Raw genomic sequence first — 15,339 nt, forward strand, 5'->3', positions numbered from 1 at the left:
ATTTGAGGCAACAACCTGTTGCCATCGCCTGCGCGGTGACGGCAACAGGTGTAATTAAATGACAGAAAGTTTTGCTGGAACGGTTTTTCGAGGGTAAGTTGCGCGCCGGTTTTGTTGCTGGGCAGCCATGACTGTCATGTAACGCGGGGCAACTTGGGCCCAACTAATTTTAGAGGACCTCCACTTGCCTATTTTTTCTTTGTTGCGCAATGCCATGCTGGTCGGCGCCGGGCTGACACTCGCTGTCAGTGTCCAGGCCGCCGGCACTGTGCATATTTATAACTGGTCGGACTACATCGGCGCGACCACCCTGGCCGACTTCCAGAANGAGACCGGCATCAAACCGGTNTACGACGTGTTTGACTCCAACGAAACCCTGGAAGGCAAGTTGCTCGCCGGGCGTACCGGTTATGACGTGGTCGTGCCGTCCAACCACTTCCTCGGCAAGCAAATCAAAGCCGGGGCGTTTCAGAAGCTCGACAAGTCGTTGCTGACTAACTATTCCAATCTGGACCCGGCGCTGCTCAAGCGTCTGGAAAAGAACGACCCGGGTAACCAATACGCCGTGCCGTATCTGTGGGGCACCAACGGCATCGGTTACAACGTCGACAAGATCAAGGAAGTGCTGGGTGTCGACAAGATCGATTCCTGGAGCGCGGTGTTCGAACCGGAGAACATCAAGAAGCTGCACGCTTGCGGTGTCGCATTCCTCGATTCCGCTGATGAAATGATGCCCACTGTCCTCAACTACATGGGCCTCAACGCCAACAGCACAGATCCCAAGGACTACGAAAAGGCCACCGCCAAGTTGCTCGCGGTGCGTCCGTACGTGACGTACTTCCATTCGTCCAAGTACATCGCGGACCTCGCCAATGGCGACATCTGCATCGCCATCGGTTTCTCCGGTGACATGTTCCAGGCCAAGGCCCGTGCGGAAGAAGCCGGCAAGGGCATGAACATCGCCTACTCGATTCCGAAAGAAGGCGGCAACCTCTGGTTTGACGTGCTGGCGATCCCCAAGGATGCGACCAACGTCAAAGAGGCTCACGCCTTCATCAACTATTTGTTGAAACCCGAGGTGATCGCACAAGTCAGTGATTCTGTTGGCTATGCGAACCCCAACCCTGGCTCGGACAAATTGATGGAGCAGTCCATCCGCACCGACGAGTCGGTTTATCCACCGCAAGCCGTCCTCGACAAGACCTACGTGTCCGTCGAGTTACCACCAAACATTCAACGTTTGATGACCCGCAGCTGGACCAAGGTCAAGTCGGGTAAATAGCTTCAAGGCTCAAACTATCCAAGGTTGGCTCACCTTGAGCGAACTGCACTCTTTTTTTCTGGGAGTTTCGTAAATGGCAGTTGCCTCCGGCGCCTATAAGAAAGCCCTCGAGGGCGACCAGACACCGAAAAAGGTGCTGGTCAAAATCGACCGGGTCACGAAGAAGTTCGACGAGACGATCGCCGTGGACGATGTGTCCCTGGAAATCAAGAAAGGCGAGATCTTCGCCTTGCTCGGCGGATCAGGTTCGGGCAAATCCACCTTGCTGCGCATGCTCGCAGGCTTCGAGCGCCCAACGGAAGGTCGCATTTACCTCGATGGTGTGGACATTACCGATATGCCGCCCTACGAGCGGCCGATCAACATGATGTTCCAGTCCTACGCCTTGTTCCCGCACATGACCGTGGCGCAGAACATTGCGTTCGGCCTGCAACAGGACAAGATCCCCAAGGCTGAAGTCGACGCCCGCGTGGCCGAGATGCTCAAGCTGGTGCAGATGAGCCAGTACGCCAAGCGCAAGCCGCACCAGTTGTCCGGTGGTCAGCGTCAGCGTGTGGCCTTGGCGCGTTCCCTGGCCAAGCGCCCGAAACTGCTGCTGCTCGACGAGCCGATGGGCGCACTCGACAAGAAGCTGCGTTCGCAGATGCAACTGGAACTGGTAGAGATCATCGAGCGCGTCGGCGTGACCTGCGTCATGGTGACCCACGATCAGGAAGAGGCCATGACCATGGCCGAGCGCATTGCGATCATGCACCTGGGCTGGATCGCCCAGATCGGCAGCCCGATCGACATCTACGAAACGCCTACCAGCCGTCTGGTGTGCGAGTTCATCGGCAACGTCAACATCTTTGACGGCGAAGTGATCGATGACGCCGAAGGCCACGCGATCATCACCTGCAAGGACCTCGACCGGAAGATCTACGTGGGCCACGGCATCAGCACCTCGGTGCAGGACAAATCCGTGACCTACGCGATCCGTCCGGAGAAACTGCTGGTGACTCCGAANATGCCGACCTGCGAGCACAACTGGTCCAGCGGCAAGGTGCATGACATCGCCTACCTGGGCGGCCACTCGGTGTTCTATGTGGAACTGCCGAGCGGCAAGCTGGTGCAGTCCTTCGTCGCCAACGCCGANCGCCGTGGCCAGCGCCCAACCTGGGGTGACCAGGTTTACGTGTGCTGGGAAGACGACAGCGGCGTGGTACTTCGCTCATGAACATGAAGAAGTTCAAACGCCAGCTCAATCGAATAACACCCGGTGGCCGGCAACTGGTCATCGGGGTTCCGTTCATCTGGCTGTTCCTGTTCTTCATGCTGCCGTTCTTCATCGTCCTGAAGATCAGCTTCGCCGAAGCCGACGTAGCCATTCCGCCGTACACCGAGATCTACAATTTCGTTGACCAGAAGCTGCAGGTGCTGCTCAACCTCGGCAACTACGCGATGCTGGCCGGCGACGAGTTGTACATCGCCGCGTACCTGGGCTCGCTGAAGATGGCGTTTTTCAGCACGATTCTGTGCCTGTTGATCGGCTACCCGATGGCCTATGCCATTGCCAGCGCGCGCAAAGAAATGCAGACCGTGCTGGTGCTGCTGATCATGATGCCGACCTGGACCGCGATCCTGATCCGCGTGTATGCGTGGATGGGCATCCTCAGCAACAACGGGTTGCTCAATAGCTTCCTGATGTCCATCGGCTTGATCAACGAGCCGCTGCAGATCCTCAACACCAATATCGCGGTGTACATCGGCGTGGTCTATTCGTACCTGCCGTTCATGATCCTGCCGCTGTACGCCAACCTGGTCAAACACGACCAGAGCCTGCTGGAAGCCGCGTCCGACCTGGGCTCGAGCACCTTCAACAGCTTCTGGAAAATCACTGTGCCGCTGTCCAAGAACGGCATCATCGCCGGCTGCATGCTGGTGTTCATTCCGGTAGTGGGCGAGTTCGTGATCCCGGAACTGCTCGGCGGTCCGGAAACCCTGATGATCGGTAAAGTGTTGTGGCAAGAATTCTTCAACAACCGTGACTGGCCTGTGGCCTCTGCCCTGGCGGTGGTGATGCTGGCGATCCTGATCGTGCCGATCATCCTGTTCAACCGCAGCCAAGCCAAAGAGATGGAGGGCAANNTATGAAGCGCGTCAGTTTCTCAAGCTTCATGCTGGTGGCGGGGTTGTTGTTCATCTACCTGCCGATGCTGATCCTGGTGATCTACTCGTTCAACGAATCCAAACTGGTGACGGTGTGGGGCGGTTGGTCGATCAAGTGGTACGTGGGCCTGCTGGACAACACCCAGTTGATGGGCTCGGTGGCGCGCTCCCTGGAAATCGCCTGCTACACGGCGGTGGCTGCGGTGGCGCTGGGTACACTGGCAGCTTTCGTGCTGACGCGCATCAGCCAGTTCAAGGGCCGCACGCTGTTTGGCGGCCTGGTGACGGCGCCGNTGGTGATGCCCGAAGTGATCACCGGTCTGTCGCTGTTGCTGCTGTTCGTGGCCATGGCGCAGATGATCGGCTGGCCCCAGGAACGTGGCATCGTCACCATCTGGATCGCCCACACCACGTTCTGTGCCGCGTATGTGGCAGTGGTGGTGTCGGCGCGCTTGCGTGAGCTGGACCTGTCGATTGAAGAAGCGGCCATGGACCTGGGCGCGCGGCCGTGGAAGGTGTTCTTCCTGATCACTATCCCGATGATCGCGCCGTCGTTGGCGGCGGGCGGCATGATGTCGTTCGCGCTGTCCCTGGATGACCTGGTACTTGCCAGCTTCGTGTCGGGCCCGGGTTCAACCACCTTGCCGATGGAAGTGTTCTCGGCGGTACGTCTTGGGGTTAAACCCGAGATCAACGCCGTGGCCAGCCTGATTCTGCTGGCGGTGTCGCTGGTGACCTTCCTGGTGTGGTTCTTCAGCCGCCGTGCTGAAGAAGCGCGCAAGCGTGCGATTCAGCAGGCCATCGAAGAAAGCGCGGCCGACTCCTGGAAACAACCGGACGTGCGTCGCGCCCCGGCGCCGGAAGCGGCTTAAAGCGTTGGCCACAAATGCGTGGCCAACCTGGCACCCTGTGGGAGCGAGCTTGCTCGCGATAGCGGACTTACATTCAACATCAATGTTGACTGTGATGACGCCATCGCGAGCAAGCCCGCTCCCACAGGTTTTTTGGTGGTCAGGAAACCCAAGGGGATTTGCGGATGATCTCGACGAAGTTCATCGGCTTGAACCCCGGCTCGCTGTCCACCAGCACATCCGCGTTCACCGTGCCGAACGTGGTGTCCGGTTTGTGTTTGAAGCCATTGGCGAACGCACACAGGATGCATTCCTTGAACCCTTCGCCCCGTGGATGCGCATGCACCACCGCTTCGCGCTGCACCGTGGGAAACGCGGCGTAATCGATACCCAGCACGTCCATTTCCACACCAGCAGTTACCAATGCCACGGTCGGGCGCAGATGCTGCGGCACGCCCGGCGTGGTGTGCAGGGCGATGGACAGCCACACTTGCTCGATGTCGTCATCCGACAACCCATACGGCTTGAGGAACGCTTTGGCGGCGTTGGCGCTATCGACTTCGAAGCGCTCGTTGTCCGTGCGATGACCTTCCACCAGGCCCAGGTCATGGAACATGGCGCCGACGTAGAGCATTTCCGGATCGTAGGCCAACTGCTTGCGCTCACCGCTCAAGGCGCCGAACAGAAACACCCGGCGCGAGTGGTGGTAAAGCAAATCGGACTCGGCGTCGCGAATGTATTCNGTGGTGGCCTTGGCCAACGCGCTGTCGGGGATTTTGATACCGGCAATGATGCTGCTCATGGTGCTTTCCTCGTGGGGAACGCCGTGGCGGCGCTGATGGAACAAGTCTGTTCCCGACTCCCGGAGCGGACAATCGATCCATGGCTGCGATCCCGGCCAATGAGCATGCAAATCGCGCCAACCTCGCTTGTTGCGCCCGGATTGGCTAGGGTTGCTCCCGGCGAATACGCTTTTGTGGCGAGGGAGCTTGCTCCCGCTGGGCTGCGAAGCGGCCCCAAAACCTCCAACTCAATTACACCAGGCAAACAGTGGTGACAGGAATGGGAGTGCTGCGCACTCCAGCGGGAGCAAGCTCCCTCGCCACAGGTCAGTGTGATCCGTAGAGGCAATCGAACCATGCAAAAAACCGTTGCCATCGTAGTGTTCGCCGGTGTCCAGTCGTTGGACGTCACCGGTCCCATGGATGTGTTTTCCGAAGCCAATCGTTTCCTCGAACCGCATGACCATTACCGCTTGGAGGTCATCGGCGTCGAGCGCGGGATGATGGCGTGCTCCAACGGTTTGTCGCTCAATGCCCATCGGCATTTCAGCGAAGCGCTGGAGGCTTATGACTTGCTGCTGGTGGCCGGCGGGCCGCAGTTGCCGTTCCTGGAGTTTGGCGCGGCCTTCGATGGCTGGTTGCGCGATGCCTGTGCTCGGGCGCAACGGTTTGGCTCGATTTGCAACGGCGCGTTCATGCTGGCCCGGGCCGGATTGCTCGAGGGACGGACCGTCACCACCCACTGGGACGATGCCGCGGCGTTGGCGAGGATGTGTCCCTCCACTCAGGTCGATGCTGATCGCCTGTACGTGCAGGACGGCGAACTCTACACCTCGGCCGGGGTGACGGCAGGTATCGATTTGTCGCTGTACCTCCTGGCCCAGGACCATGGCCCGGAAGTAGCGTTGAGCGTGGCCAAGCGCCTGGTGGTATTCACCCAGCGTTCGGGCGGGCAGTCACAGTTCAGCCCGTTCCTCACACCTCATGCAGAGTCCACCTCGGCGGTGGCGTTGGTGCAGCTTTACGTGCTGGCCAACCTGACCGGCGACCTGACCATTGCCGATCTGGCCAACGCCGCCAACATGAGCGCCCGCAACTTTTCCCGGGTGTTCGCCAAGGAAGCGAAAATCACCCCGGCGGAATTCGTCGAACGGGCGAGGGTGGACGCGGCGCGGGTGCTGCTTGAAAGCACCCATTCGCCGCTCAAGACCGTGGCCTATCAATGCGGGTTTCGCGATGCCCAGCACATGCGCACGGTGTTCAATCGCCGATTGGGAGTGACACCGCAGCAGTTCAGGCAGAACTTTGCGGCGATGGTTTGAGCCTGTATTTATGTTGTCCTTGAGGGCCTCTTCGCGGGCAAGCCCGCTCCCACAGTGTGTGGGAGCGGGCTTGCCCGCGATGGCGTCAGCCCTGACAACAAAAATCTACTGAGCAGCCCGCGCCGGCAAAAACTTCAACGTACTGCGCGTATTGGCCGTGACTTCTTCGTCATTGAAATGCGCCTCGTAGTAAATCCCTTCGACATACGCCTCAGCCTGGTCGTCGTAATGGCTGTCGAACGGCACGCCGCTCTGGCCTACCGGGTTGATGGTCAGGCNGTGGGCCGGGTCGGCAAAGTCCACCAGACGTCGGGTCGACGGGCCATAAGTTACCGGCCACGGTGCCGGGCCGATCTTGGACGAGAGGTTGTTTGGCACTTCATGGGTGCCGGGCGCCGCGAACGGGCCGACATTGAAGATCCGGTCCAGCGGCTTCTGCACGCCCAACGGATGACCATGGGTCAGGGTGTGCGCCTTGCCCCACTGCCAGTGCGCGAAGTCAGCGCCAAGGGCGGTCTTGAGATGGGCGATGCTTGCTTGCCAGGCCACCTTGACCGTGTCGGCGCGGGTTTCCTTGCCGAGGGTGTTGCGGTTGTCCCACCACGGCGAATCGGCCGTCTCGGCCAGGCGGGGTAGCGCAGCATCGATCACGCGAGTCGAGAGCAAGGTCTCGAAAAAATCATTGCCCAGCTCATCGTGCATCGTCGCGTCGGCCAGGTTGAACAGGAACTGGTTGAACAGCGTGGCGCTGGTGGAATCCAGCGGGTAATCGCCTTTCCATTGCGCCAGTTGCTCGACCAGTTTGAGTTCGGCGGGATCGCTCACCACTTCACGCAGTACCGGCAACAGCGGCGCCAACAGACGGGGTCCGTAGGCGGTGGTGGTGCCCAGTTGCAGCTTCTGGTTGGCCTCGTTGTCCCATTTCACGCTCTTGTCGCTGAGCTGACGATTGAGTTGCTGGCCGCGGTCGGCAAGGTTGTAGTACCCCGGAATCTCCATGCCGGTCGGCGACACGGGCTGAAAGTTCGCCGAGACGATGTAGCCGCGCGCCGGGTTCTCTTCCTGCGGGTTGGCGCTGAACGGGTAGAAGCCTTCCTTGTCCGCCTGATTGGTGCTGCCGTCGAGGATGAAACCGGGCTTTACCCCGGCCGCGCGTTTGGGCAGCAGCGCCGAGGCCCACCAGCCGATGTCACCCTTGGCGTTGGCGTAAACGATGTTCAGGCCTGGCGCCTGAACCTTGGCCGCCGCGGCGCGCACCTTGGCCAGGGTATCGGCGCGGTTGAGCTGGTAGAAACCTTCGAGGATCGGATTCTCGGTATCGAGGAATGCCCACCACATGGCAATCGGCGTGTTGCCGGCATTCTCGCCGAGTACATCATTGATGATCGGGCCGTGGGGCGACTGGCGCAGAGTGAGGGTCACCGGTGCCTGGCCCTTCACCGCGATCTGTTGCTCGCTGCTGGTCATGTTGACCCATTGGCCGTGGTACCAGACCTGGTTGGGGTTGTCGGGGTTGACCTTTTCGGCGATCAGGTCGAGGTCATCGTTCTGGAACATGGTCAGGCTCCAGCCGAAATCCAGGTTGTGCCCCAGGAACGCCACCGGCACCAACGCCTGATGATGGCCATAGAGCTCGAAGCCCGGCGCCGACAGTTGCGCCTCGTACCACACCGACGGCACCGAGAAGCGAATGTGCGGGTCACCGGCCAGCAGCGGCTTGGTACTTTTGCTGCGGCTACCGGAGATCACCCAGGCATTGCTGCCTTCGAATTGCGGCAGGCCGTTGTCGGCCAGGGCCTGTTCGCTCAGACGGGCGAGGGCGTTCAGGTCTTTCCAGTCTCCGGCGGCGAGGGCGGGGCCGGATACTGAGCGCGTCTTGGCCAATACACCTTTGGGCTGCCATTCGAGTTCGAAAACATTCAGGTACTCGCCGCCCAATTGGTCGCGTACGTAAGTCAGCAGCGGCTCGGTACGAAACGCGGCGGCAAAGCTGTAGGCCATGTACCCGGCGACGCTGATGCTGTCTTCGGCGGTGAAAGGGCGCTTGTGGATGCCCAGCACGTCGAACTCCATGGGCGCCGCGTGGGTGTCCTGATATTGATTGATCCCATCCAGATAGGCTTCAAGCGCCTTCCACGCAGGTGACTGACGATCCAGCGCGGCCACGTAACTCTCGGCGCGTTCACGGATGCGCAGGCTGCGGAACAGTTTGTCGGTGTCGACCAGTTTCGGTCCGAGGATTTCAGCCAGCTCACCCCGGGCGAGGCGGCGCATGGCTTCCATCTGGAACAACCGGTCCTGGGCCTGCACATAGCCAAGGGTGCGGTAGAGGTCGGTCTCGTTTTCGGCGCGGATGTGCGGCACGCCGCGCTCGTCGTAGCGCACGGTCACCGAGCCCTGAAGATGCTGCAACTCCACCTGGCCCTGGCGCGTCGGCTGCTTGATGTACACGTACCCGCCGACCCCGATGACGAGCGTGACGATCAGCAATACCAGTACGGTCAGGACGCGTTTCATGGTGACTCCTTGTTCTTCGGGATTGCCGCCCGTGCGGGCTGCAAACATGTAGCACAGACCTCCTGTGCCGGGCATCGCGGTCCTGGAAAAGTCAGGATTGCCTTACTTCACTTCCTCCGGCCAAGGGCAGTAGCAACCGACCGCTAGCGTATGGGTGGCGCCCACCGTTCGACCTTCGCTGAGTGCTTGCAGGATGGGCTCGATGAAGCTGTTGTTCGAATTGCAGGTCAGGCCTTCGCTGTACGGGCCGAAATACGCCAGTTTGCCGCTGCGGTCCCAGATCGCCACCGCCGGGCTGGCGGGGATCTGTTCGGAACCCGGGAGAACGGTGATGGTTTTCAGGCGGCTCAAGGTGTTGGGCAACTGACCGTGGCTGCCGGGTTTTTGGACCGCGTAAAACTCCACGCCCTGCGGTACGTACTGCTCGATGAGCTCGCCCAGGTGTTGCTGGTTGCCGACGTTGCACGGGCAGGCCGGGTCCCAGAAGTGCACCAGGCGAATCGGGCCNGGGCCGGCGAGTTCGTCGGGCAGGCGCAGCGGATCGCCGGAAAATACCGCAGTGTGCGAACTGAAGGCGCGCAGGTAGCGCCCCTGAAACCAGTCATAGGCCGCCCACAAGACGCCGGCACACACGAGGGCGAGCAGGCTGGCAAGCAGTGTGGTGCGGTAGGCCGGACGCATGGGTTTCAATCCTCGAAGGACGGCTAGCTTGCCATGCTTGTCACGACAGATGAATATCGCAGGCCCATAAAGTCTGTTTAGCGCTCTGGAATAGCTCATGTCTGCCACTTTCGACCCCGATCATTTGCGCGCCAGCCTGCGGCCACTGGCCGAGTGGCAGCCGCTTTCGGTGGAGGCGCTGGCCTATCAGCGGTTCTACGGTCTGGATTTTCCAGGCCGAACGCAGCGCAGCGGGTTAGGGCGTTTTGAGGTCGATGGCTATGAAGTGGTCAGCCAGGTCTGGTGGCCTGAACGAGCGAAGGCGACGCTGTTTCTGTTCCACGGCTTCTACGACCACACCGGGCTCTACCGACATGTGATCGAGTGGGCGCTGGATCAGGGCTTCGCGGTGATTGCCTGCGACTTGCCGGGGCATGGTCTGTCCAGCGGCGAACGGGCGAGCATCAAGGATTTCGCCGAGTATCAGTACACGCTGCAAGGGTTGTTTGCCGAGGCGCAATCGCTGGATCTTCCACAGCCATGGCACTTGTGCGGGCAGAGTACCGGCGGGGCGATCGTGATCGATCATGTGCTCAACCAGGGCGCGAACAGTCCGGCCCAAGGTCAGGTGATTTTGCTGTCACCGCTGGTTCGGCCGCGCGCCTGGGGCTGGTCGCAGCTCAGTTATTACCTGCTCAAGCCTTTTGTGAAAGCCATCGCCCGGCGTTTCAGCGAGAACTCCAACGACCCTGATTTCTTGCCGTTCCTGCAAGCCGATCCGTTGCAACCGCTGCGACTGCCAACGGCCTGGGTCGGTGCGTTGGCGCGGTGGATCAAGCGAATCGAGGCGGCACCGAACAGTCCACGGCGACCGCTGATTGTGCAGGGGCAGGCGGACATGACGGTGGATTGGGAGCATAACCTTGAGGTGTTGAAGGCCAAGTTTGATCGGCCCCAGGTGCTGATGCTGCCGGAGGCTCGGCATCATCTGGCGAATGAAACTCTGGCGATGCGGGAGGAGTATTTCGGGTTTTTGACGAAGCGAATTAAAGGCAGGAATCTTTAGCGATCATTAAGGCCTCATCGCGAGCTTGCTCGCGAAGGCGGTGTATCGGGCGCTGAAGATTACTGGCTGAGGCTCGCCGGATCCTGCCCCACCGCCAGTCCCGCCCGAATCGCCGCCAACGCCGCCTGGTAATACGCCTTGCCCTCGGTGGACTCGGCAAACGTGGCGAACTCTTCCAGTTCTTCATCCGACAGATCGCGATACACATACAACAGTGTGTTGTTCAGATCGGTACCAATCTGATCCATCAAACGCTGGCGCTGTCCGTTCAGCATCCCTTGCGCCTGACCACCCCCGAGCAAACCGGGGATCATCGAACTCAGGCTGTCGGCGGCAACCCCGGCAATCGCCAGGCTGACTTCCGCCCCCGCTTCACGGGCGGGCAGGGCCTGGGCCAGATGCCCGATGATCAGNATGCGGCTGTCGCTGGCCTGAATCTTCGGCAGGCCCTTGGCATTTTTCGCCAACTGATCGCGACGGGTCGCCAGCAGTTCGGCAGCGACGATTTTTTTGCCCAGGGGCGATTGAAAGAATGTCAGTGCNGGTTTCGGGTCCGCCAGGTTTTTGCGCAGTTGCGCTTCGGCACGCTGGTCCATGGCCTGGGCCGCAAAACGTGTGTTGCTGTTGTCCACCAACGCCTGGTACACCGCCGGTGGCAGGCTGTTGCGGTAGCGCTGTTGGGCTGCACTGAGGGCGTCATTGAAATGCGCACGTTGATCGGCCCAGCCGGCGACCTTGTATAACTGGTCATGGCCGTCTGCCCAAGCGGGCAAAACGCAGAACATCAGCAATGAAAAAAGCAAACGGCGCATAGGGACTCCTGTCAGCAGGCGACTATTCTCCGTGCGGCTTTCGTACTTGTCGAGAATTCGTATCAGTAATCCGACAAATCCTCCGCCGCGCGGCTCTGTCGGATTTGCAGGCACAGGAATACTATGCGCGCCATGCAAATATCCTCTGATCATCCGCTGCTGTTACGTATCGTCGACGACCTGGCCGAGCGNGGCTGGTCGCAGCAGAACGGCTTCCTGCCCCAGGCTCTGACCCTGGAACTGGCGGCTGAGTGCCGTAAACGTGCAGCCGAGGGTGAATTGGCGCCCGCAGCCGTGGGGCGCGGGCCGACGTCGGAGATTCGCGAGGGGATCCGTGGCGACCACATCCAGTGGATCGAGCCCGGCCAGGCACTGGCGTGCGACAGTTACCTGAGCTTGATGGACAGCCTGCGCGAGGCGATGAATCGCGGGTTGTACCTGGGCCTGGAAGATTTCGAAAGCCATTTCGCCCTGTACCCGCCCGGTGCGTTTTACCTCAAGCATGTCGATCGTTTTCGGGATGACGACCGGCGCATGGTCTCGGCGGTGATCTACCTCAATGACGCCTGGCTGCCCGAGCACGGAGGCCAGTTGCGCATGTACCTCAAGGACGGTGTCGAACACGATGTGGTGCCCACTGGCGGATGCCTGGTGGTGTTTCTGTCGGGAGAGGTGCCTCACGAAGTCCTGCCTGCGACCCGGGATCGCCTGTCATTGACGGGCTGGTTCCGGCGTCGTGGTAACGAGCCGTTCTGATCATGCAAAAGATTCTGGTAAGCCGCTGCCTGCTGGGCCACCGCGTGCGTTACGACGGCGGGGCGAGCGGGCCGTTCGATCAGCTGCAGCAGTGGCTAGATGAAGGTCGCGTGGTGCCGTTGTGCCCGGAGGTTGCCGGTGGTTTACCAACACCCAGGGCCGCAGCGGAAATTCCGGGCGGGCAGGGTGGCGAAGTGCTGGATGGCCACGCCTCTGTCATTACCACCGAGGGTGAGGACGTCAGCGCCGAGTTTCTTTCGGGGGCTTATCAGGCGTTGGAACTGGTGCAAAAGCATGGCATCAGGATTGCGGTGCTCAAGGCCAACAGCCCTTCGTGCGGGAATCTGTTGACGTATGACGGCAGCTTCAGCGGTGTGAAGGTCCGTGGTGAAGGAGTGACGGCGGCGTTGCTCAAGCGTAATGGCGTGCAGGTCTTCAGTGAGTTGGAACTGGCCGAAGCGGCGGCAGCCTTGGCCGCACAAGACTGAAGAGCAACTCAAAACACTGTGGGAGCGGGCTNCTTCAGGTCATCAGTGTCTTGCGGTTTGGGCGCCACACTCGTGTCTGCCTTGAGCCACTTCTGCTCCAGAGCCTCCAGTCGTCCATCCGCCTTGATCCGCTGCAACGCGTTCTCCAGGCTGGCGTGAAACGCCGGGTTACCTTTCTGAAACGGAATCGCCAGGTCCACAACCGGGGCGGTTTTCGGCTTTTCTTCCGTCAGCGACTGCACCAACAGGATCGAACGCGGCTCTTCTGTCTGCGCGATCAATTGCGCATTGGTGTGAAGGTACGGCTCGGTGAAGTCGAAACGATCCTTCAGTTCCGGGGTCATTGCTATGTGGTTGATGGCGACGTCGTACTTGCCGGTTTCAACACCGGGCAACAGATCGCTGGAGTCGGTCACGACAAAGTCGGCGCGCACGTCCAGTTCGTTGGCCAGCAGTTGACCCAATTCAACTTCGAAGCCGGTGAGTTTGCCGTCATCCTTGAAGTTGAACGGCGGCGTATTAGCCTCAAGAGCAATGCGCAATTCGCCACGGTCGTTTACATCGTCAATCAGTTCGGCATGAGCCAAAGGGCTCAGAAGGGGTAACAGACAGATCAGGCCAGGCAAAAAACGCATGGTCACTCCTTTGAATTCATTATCGCGATGCGCTGGTTCAGGCTCGCTTTGCTATGGTTGTCGAGGTCCTTCGACAACGAATGGCCGTGAAGTTGTCTCGGCCACGCGGAATTTACGGAAAAACTGGAGAAGAGAATGAAAACGTTTATGTCACGAGCAGCATTGGCTGGCCTATTGATGGGCGTTTCGGTGCTGGCCAGTGCTGCAACACCGGCCCCCAAGGGTGCCGAAGTGTCCATCGTTTCTCCTGAAGATGGTGGGACTGTCCCGCAAACGTTCAAGGTTAAATTCGCTGTCGAGAATGTTTCGCTGGCGCCAGCGGGCGATACCACCAAGAACACCGGCCACCACCATTTGCTGATTGATGCCAAGAATGTCGTGGCTGCAGGGGCGGTCATCCCGGCAGATGCCAATCACGTTCATTTCGGCAAGGCGCAGACAGAAACCGAGCTGACGCTTACACCTGGCAAGCACACCTTGCAGTTGGAGCTGGGCGACATGAACCATATGGCCTTCGACCCGCCAATCGTGTCGAAGGAGATCACCGTCAACGTGAAGTAACTGCTCGGAATAAAGAACCGCGAACATGAAAAAGGAGCCCCGAAGGGCTCCTTTTTTGTCACTCAAGTCACTCTCAGAACAACACGCGGCAACGAATGGTGCCGTTGATGTGCTGCAGCTTCTCTTGGGCCATTTCCGAGTACTCGGCGTCTACGTCGATTACCACGTAGCCGACTTTCTCGTTGGTCTGCAGGAACTGACCGGAAATGTTGATGCCGTTTTCCGCGAAGACCTTGTTGATCTCCATCATCACGCCAGGGATGTTCTGGTGGATGTGCAGCAAACGGTGCTTGCCAGGGTGAGCCGGCAGGGCCACTTCCGGGAAGTTGACCGAGGACACCGACGTACCGTTGTCGCTGTACTTGACCAGTTTCTCCGACACTTCCAGGCCGATGTTGGCTTGGGCTTCAGCGGTGGAGCCGCCGATGTGCGGGGTCAGGATCACGTTGTCCAGGCCACGCAGCGGGCTTTCGAAGATGTCGTCGTTGGAGCGTGGCTCCACCGGGAACACGTCGATCGCGGCGCCGATCAGGTGCTTGTCCTTGATCGCGTCAGCCAGGGCGTCCAGTTCGACCACGGTGCCGCGTGCAGCGTTGATCAGGATGCCGCCTTTCTTGATCGCGCGGATTTCCTTCTCGCCGATCATCCACTGGGTCTCAGCGGTTTCCGGAACGTGCAGGGTGACGATGTCGGACATACCCAGCAGCTCAGTCAGGCTCGACACCTGAGTGGCGTTGCCCAGCGGCAGTTTGGTCAGGGTGTCGTAGAAGAACACCTGCATGCCCAGGCCTTCGGCCAGCACCGACAACTGCGTGCCGATCGAGCCGTAACCGACGATACCCAGCTTTTTGCCGCGAATTTCGAAGGAGTTGGCCGCGCTCTTGATCCAGCCGCCACGGTGGCAGGAAGCGTTCTTCTCAGGGATGCCGCGCAACAGCAGGATAGCCTCGGCCAGCACCAGCTCCGCAACGGAACGGGTGTTGGAGTACGGTGCGTTGAACACCGCGATGCCGCGCTCGCGCGCTGCGTTGAGGTCGACCTGGTTGGTGCCGATGCAGAAACACCCTACAGCCACCAACTTCTTGGCGTGGTCGAAGATCTCTTCGGTCAGCTGAGTGCGGGAGCGAATGCCGATAAAGTGCGCGTCGGCGATCTTTTCCTTTAACTGGGCTTCCGGCAGAGAACTGGTGATGTACTCAATGCTGGAGTACCCAGCGGCTTTCAGTACGTCGACAGCCGATGGGTGGACGCCTTCCAGAAGAAGGAACTTGATCTTGCTCTTATCGAGAGAAGTCTTGCTCATCTGCGTAAACCTGTATCCCGGAGAAAAATGGCAGGGAATCGAGCAGTTAGTGCCCTGAACCAGTGCACAAGAGCTGACCCGGACGGCAGGAAAGCCGTCACCGCAGAAACGCCCTTGGGCTCTGTCCTGCGGGGGCGGTATGCTAGCATACGCGCC

At 60.0% G+C, this 15,339-nt stretch carries 15 protein-coding genes; 9 read left to right on the forward strand and 6 right to left on the reverse strand.

Translation table 11 applies throughout. The annotated features are described in order from the left end of the window. The first annotated feature begins 184 nt into the window (after positions 1-184). From B7L09_RS18820 to B7L09_RS18835, 4 genes are all read left to right on the forward strand, one after another. On the forward strand, positions 185-1,282 hold the full coding sequence (locus tag B7L09_RS18820) for a polyamine ABC transporter substrate-binding protein (RefSeq protein ID WP_094470106.1): 1,098 nt from the start codon (positions 185-187) through the stop codon (positions 1,280-1,282). 73 nt (positions 1,283-1,355) lie between these two features. Continuing rightward, the gene (locus tag B7L09_RS18825) at positions 1,356-2,498 is read left to right on the forward strand and encodes an ABC transporter ATP-binding protein (protein WP_094470107.1); all 1,143 of its coding nucleotides are present in this window, start codon (positions 1,356-1,358) and stop codon (positions 2,496-2,498) included. After that, positions 2,495-3,415 carry an ABC transporter permease subunit gene (locus B7L09_RS18830; RefSeq protein ID WP_094470108.1) on the forward strand — a complete coding sequence of 307 codons (921 nt, stop codon included), beginning with the start codon at positions 2,495-2,497 and terminating at the stop codon, positions 3,413-3,415. The genes B7L09_RS18825 and B7L09_RS18830 overlap by 4 nt, the downstream gene beginning before the upstream one ends. Next, entirely contained in the window at positions 3,412-4,302 is an 891-nt protein-coding gene (locus tag B7L09_RS18835) for an ABC transporter permease subunit (protein WP_094470109.1), read from the forward strand. The genes B7L09_RS18830 and B7L09_RS18835 overlap by 4 nt, the downstream gene beginning before the upstream one ends. A 139-nt stretch (positions 4,303-4,441) precedes the next feature. Here the strand turns inward: B7L09_RS18835 and B7L09_RS18840 are convergent, their stop codons facing one another. After that, a complete protein-coding gene (locus tag B7L09_RS18840) occupies positions 4,442-5,083 on the reverse strand; it encodes an HD domain-containing protein (RefSeq protein ID WP_094470110.1) in 642 nt (213 codons plus the stop codon). A 336-nt stretch (positions 5,084-5,419) separates the two neighbouring features. On the opposite strand from B7L09_RS18840, the gene B7L09_RS18850 reads away from it, so the two are divergent. Next, a complete protein-coding gene (locus B7L09_RS18850) occupies positions 5,420-6,385 on the forward strand; it encodes a GlxA family transcriptional regulator (RefSeq protein WP_094470112.1) in 966 nt (321 codons plus the stop codon). A 105-nt stretch (positions 6,386-6,490) separates the two neighbouring features. Here the strand turns inward: B7L09_RS18850 and B7L09_RS18855 are convergent, their stop codons facing one another. Both B7L09_RS18855 and B7L09_RS18860 read right to left on the reverse strand, forming a co-directional pair. Then, positions 6,491-8,902: a penicillin acylase family protein gene (locus B7L09_RS18855; RefSeq protein ID WP_094470123.1), complete on the reverse strand. Its 2,412-nt coding sequence runs from the start codon at positions 8,900-8,902 to the stop codon at positions 6,491-6,493. A 102-nt stretch (positions 8,903-9,004) separates the two neighbouring features. Further along, positions 9,005-9,583, reverse strand: a complete 579-nt coding sequence (locus B7L09_RS18860) for a DUF6436 domain-containing protein (RefSeq protein WP_094470113.1) — start codon at positions 9,581-9,583, stop codon at positions 9,005-9,007. A 97-nt stretch (positions 9,584-9,680) separates the two neighbouring features. Here B7L09_RS18860 and bipL point away from each other — a divergent pair, with 97 nt between their 5' ends. Beyond that, on the forward strand, positions 9,681-10,628 hold the full coding sequence (gene bipL / locus B7L09_RS18865; RefSeq protein ID WP_094470114.1) for a phospholipase BipL: 948 nt from the start codon (positions 9,681-9,683) through the stop codon (positions 10,626-10,628). Between the two features lie 59 nt (positions 10,629-10,687). Here the strand turns inward: bipL and B7L09_RS18870 are convergent, their stop codons facing one another. Further along, on the reverse strand, positions 10,688-11,440 hold the full coding sequence (locus B7L09_RS18870) for a DUF2059 domain-containing protein (RefSeq protein ID WP_094470115.1): 753 nt from the start codon (positions 11,438-11,440) through the stop codon (positions 10,688-10,690). Between the two features lie 123 nt (positions 11,441-11,563). Between B7L09_RS18870 and B7L09_RS18875 the strand changes: the two genes are divergently transcribed. Together B7L09_RS18875 and B7L09_RS18880 are read left to right on the forward strand one after the other, a co-directional pair. Further along, the gene (locus tag B7L09_RS18875; protein ID WP_094470116.1) at positions 11,564-12,196 is read left to right on the forward strand and encodes a 2OG-Fe(II) oxygenase; all 633 of its coding nucleotides are present in this window, start codon (positions 11,564-11,566) and stop codon (positions 12,194-12,196) included. Positions 12,197-12,198: 2 nt separating this feature from the next. Beyond that, on the forward strand, positions 12,199-12,684 hold the full coding sequence (locus B7L09_RS18880; protein ID WP_094470117.1) for a 2-thiouracil desulfurase family protein: 486 nt from the start codon (positions 12,199-12,201) through the stop codon (positions 12,682-12,684). An 8-nt stretch (positions 12,685-12,692) separates the two neighbouring features. Here B7L09_RS18880 and B7L09_RS18885 read toward each other — a convergent pair whose 3' ends face one another. After that, complete coding sequence (locus B7L09_RS18885; protein WP_094470118.1) at positions 12,693-13,319, reverse strand: transporter substrate-binding domain-containing protein; 627 nt, start codon at positions 13,317-13,319, stop codon at positions 12,693-12,695. A gap of 135 nt (positions 13,320-13,454) precedes the next feature. On the opposite strand from B7L09_RS18885, the gene B7L09_RS18890 reads away from it, so the two are divergent. Next, positions 13,455-13,880, forward strand: a complete 426-nt coding sequence (locus B7L09_RS18890) for a DUF4399 domain-containing protein (RefSeq protein ID WP_094470119.1) — start codon at positions 13,455-13,457, stop codon at positions 13,878-13,880. 73 nt (positions 13,881-13,953) lie between these two features. Here B7L09_RS18890 and serA read toward each other — a convergent pair whose 3' ends face one another. Further along, positions 13,954-15,183: a phosphoglycerate dehydrogenase gene (gene serA / locus B7L09_RS18895; protein WP_094470120.1), complete on the reverse strand. Its 1,230-nt coding sequence runs from the start codon at positions 15,181-15,183 to the stop codon at positions 13,954-13,956. Positions 15,184-15,339 lie beyond the last annotated feature (156 nt).

Origin of the sequence: Pseudomonas mandelii (assembly GCF_002251635.1) — a bacterium.
Taxonomy (GTDB): Bacteria; Pseudomonadota; Gammaproteobacteria; order Pseudomonadales; family Pseudomonadaceae; genus Aquipseudomonas; species Aquipseudomonas mandelii_B.

What these genes read in the sequence shown, in the direction of transcription:
- serA (WP_094470120.1), bottom strand. Translation starts at nt 15,183, where the DNA reads ATGAGCAAGACTTCTCTCGATAAGAGCAAGATCAAGTTCCTTCTTCTG.
- B7L09_RS18850 (WP_094470112.1), top strand. Translation starts at nt 5,420, where the DNA reads ATGCAAAAAACCGTTGCCATCGTAGTGTTCGCCGGTGTCCAGTCGTTG.
- B7L09_RS18890 (WP_094470119.1), top strand. Translation starts at nt 13,455, where the DNA reads ATGAAAACGTTTATGTCACGAGCAGCATTGGCTGGCCTATTGATGGGC.
- B7L09_RS18880 (WP_094470117.1), top strand. Translation starts at nt 12,199, where the DNA reads ATGCAAAAGATTCTGGTAAGCCGCTGCCTGCTGGGCCACCGCGTGCGT.
- bipL (WP_094470114.1), top strand. Translation starts at nt 9,681, where the DNA reads ATGTCTGCCACTTTCGACCCCGATCATTTGCGCGCCAGCCTGCGGCCA.